Source organism: Mesorhizobium sp. M0184 (assembly GCF_040322215.1).
Lineage (GTDB): Bacteria > Pseudomonadota > Alphaproteobacteria > Rhizobiales > Rhizobiaceae > Mesorhizobium.
In genome coordinates this window covers 1-2,912 of record NZ_JAMYSZ010000083.1, presented here as the reverse complement: position 1 = coordinate 2,912, position 2,912 = coordinate 1, and the positions used below count along the sequence as shown (strand labels likewise).

At 59.8% G+C, this 2,912-nt stretch carries 3 protein-coding genes and 1 pseudogene; 2 read left to right on the top strand and 2 right to left on the bottom strand.

The window, feature by feature from the left end:
* Window positions 1-67 precede the first annotated feature (67 nt).
* Window positions 68-385, top strand: coding sequence for a S46 family peptidase (locus NKJ23_RS34340; protein WP_352685150.1), 318 nt, complete (start codon window positions 68-70; stop codon window positions 383-385).
* A gap of 156 nt (window positions 386-541) precedes the next feature.
* On the opposite strand, the gene NKJ23_RS34335 is transcribed toward NKJ23_RS34340, so the two are convergent.
* The gene (locus tag NKJ23_RS34335; RefSeq protein ID WP_352496786.1) at window positions 542-733 is read right to left on the bottom strand and encodes a hypothetical protein; all 192 of its coding nucleotides are present in this window, start codon (window positions 731-733) and stop codon (window positions 542-544) included.
* A 1,139-nt stretch (window positions 734-1,872) separates the two neighbouring features.
* On the opposite strand from NKJ23_RS34335, the pseudogene NKJ23_RS34330 reads away from it, so the two are divergent.
* Window positions 1,873-2,168 (top strand): annotated as a pseudogene (locus NKJ23_RS34330) (hypothetical protein).
* On the opposite strand, the gene NKJ23_RS34325 reads toward NKJ23_RS34330, so the two are convergent.
* Window positions 2,146-2,493 carry a hypothetical protein gene (locus tag NKJ23_RS34325; RefSeq protein WP_352496785.1) on the bottom strand — a complete coding sequence of 116 codons (348 nt, stop codon included), beginning with the start codon at window positions 2,491-2,493 and terminating at the stop codon, window positions 2,146-2,148. The pseudogene NKJ23_RS34330 and the gene NKJ23_RS34325 sit on opposite strands and share 23 nt — an antisense overlap.
* Between the last annotated feature and the right edge of the window lie 419 nt (window positions 2,494-2,912).

Sequence of the window (2,912 nt, the reverse complement as noted above, 5' to 3'; positions counted from 1 at the left end):
GACAAGCTGAACGGGTTTGCCCGCTATGAGCGGCTCGCCACGAACAAAAAGGCCCTGATCGCCGCATGTGAAGGACAGCCCAATCACCGTTGCGACGTATGGCGGCGTCTCCTACTATCTCCTGCAGAAGCTCGAAATTGAGGACGTGCGCCTGGTCTATGCGCCCGCGCTCGGCATCGGCAACTTCGGCGGCCAAACGGACAACTGGATGTGGCCGCGCCACACGGGCCACTTCGGCTTTTATCGCGCCTATGTCGCTCCTGATGGTTCCTCCCGGCCATATGCGCGCGACAACGTGCCCTACCGGCCCAAGAACTGGCTGCGCATCGCCGCTGAAAGCGCCAGGATGGGCATTCTGCTGAATTTTTCCTGCGGGGCTGTTTGATGGACGCGCGCTTGGGCCCCCCATTTTCTATTGCCCGCCTCGGCTCATGCGGGGCGGGCTTCTTGGCGTTCTGGGAGGATTTGCTCACCATGGTTCGTAGTGGCGGCGCAAGGTGAGCGCCTCACCTGAGGCTACATGGCGGCCGTGGAGATTGCCTCAGGAGCGGCGCCCAATCGGAAACCTTAGCACCTCCGCGTTTTGACGTGGCTGCTTGAACTCTTCGACGGCAACCGCCTCAATTAGCAGGTCCAAGGCTTCGCGTCCCCTTCGACTCATCGGGTCATCGCCACAAAGGTAGTCATACGCTCGATCTAAATGCACTCGGGCGGCGGAAAAATTGCTTGTCATGGGACCCTCTCTAACCACCCGCATTGGCCGTCTACGAGGTGAAGGTCGCGCAAATCGTCAATATCTACAGACAAATTTGAATCAAATTGGGGATGATCGGGGGAGTAGCTACGACGTCACCCACGGTGACTGAACCGGTGGACATCGACGCCGAGGTCTCGGCATTCCTCGCGCGGCTGGAGGCCGAAGTCCCCTCCGTCAAGCCCGCCGACGGTCACTCGCTAGACTAAGACTAAGACTAAGACTAGCGCTCGGTCGGATCATAAATGCCGAGCACCCCGTTCCGAGACCACCTCTGACCGGCGTCATTCGATGCATACGCGCGGAACCGGCCCGATTTTGCGGCGTAGAGCCAGAGGCGGCTGCCAGGTCCAGGCCGGTTGGCTCCAGATCGTGCTAGGTCGGATCAGGTTTGTCCACACCACTTTGCTATATGCGGCGGGCGATAATGCCATCGAAGACGAATGGCGCAGGCATCGGGTATCGATCCGTCGGAGCACCCAATCCCGACGCAACGCGGTTCGCAGCCATCTCGACCGATTGGTGGACTCCTGACTGCGGGATGTAAGGAGCTTTTCCTAGCCTACTAGCTAAATGGAAAGACGCCGATCCCCTCGTGAGCCAACCTCGGCGCAACCTACTCGAACTCCAGAGCGAAAAGAGCGCGTGCGGCTCGAGCCACTTGCGACGAAAATGGAAACGGCGCCTCGGCATGACCGACTCCGACTGCCTGAGCGCCGGCATCGCCTTTCAGTGCGCGCAAGGGGAACGTTCCAGTGGCCAGTGCTGCCTTGCTGGAACGGAGCAGGTGGGCTGTTCTAGCAACACGGTTGGGTACCCGGGGTCTCAACAATGATCAAATGCGCAGGAACGCTCGATCCGGCGCCTGGCCGGGCCGCCGCGCCCGCTGCAAAAGTCTGCGACGACTTTGGCGCCTTTTTGGACACTTCCCCGGTTGGACGGTATGGGTGGTCTCCAGCGGCACGCTGGAGCACCGTTTGGTGACGTTATATAGACGCTCGAGAGCCGTGGCGCACTGGCAGAAGACGGCTGCACACCCTTTGCCCTCGCATCGACCTTGACGAAATTCTTCCCTGGAATTGGATACCTGTCACCGTGACCTACGCCGAGGCCGCTTGATGGCGACAATAACCCACGTCTTCACCATCGACCACGTTTCGCGAATGATCGGGGAGGATCTCGAGCTCCTTCAGGCGATCTCAGCAACGATGACAATCTCAGCTCTGGCAGTATCATTAGTGTCCATGACGGTACGGAGGAGGCGATAACCGCTCTCACCGACGAAGGCATTGACCAACTAAGACAGATGCTTGCCCATGCTCGCCGTTCGGCCGTAAAGTGGAACGACTTCCTCGATGACTTCGTCTCAGATCCGGACATCATCGCGCGCATCAAGGCGAGATCTTCGGCGTAAGACCGACCGGCTGCGGCATAGTTGAGGACAAGCCGATCAATATGGTTACCTTTGCCGCCACCTCGTCCAGAGTAGCGGTAAGCCGGTTTATCTGCGAGGCGGTTGCAGCCAGCTCCGGGCCGTAGCGGGTAACGAGATATTCCCAGTTCTGGCTGAGGGAGTGAAGATGTTGGGCGGTTTTCGCGCGAAGGCGCAGCCTCGCTTCCAAAGCGAGTTCCGTGCGCGCCGACAGATCGTGCTGCATTTTGCGGATCTGATTGGGGCTGTGCCCACGGTGGAGCAAAAGCGCGGTCAGATAGAGTTCGATCGCATGGACCGCCGACAATCTGACCGCGCTCGAGTGAGCGGTTTGCCTGGCCGGCCGAGCCGAAGCAGCAGGGTTGCCGCCTTGCGGTACTCTTCCGCAAGCTCGTGGACCTGCAGCGGCGAGGCCAGCTCTCCTGGGTATTTTCGTTCTTCAATCTCCATTCATGCAATCCAAATGCCACGCAGAAGTTTGGGCAAAGAGCAAAACAATCTATTCTTCGGCACTCTCCATTTCGTGGCATCGCTGTCGCAATCCCGAGCAAGACATGCCGCGGTCGGATCTGCGTCGCGGCGACCGCAGTGGTTCTCGACGGATGAGAAGGGCGCATGCCGCGCCTGGCTTGTCGTCGCCTCGCAGTTGTGTGCGTCAAGTTCTGCAAAATGGCGTGGCATTGCGGTGACGTCGGCGTGTCCGCCGCGCAGCCCCCGTGTTTAGCG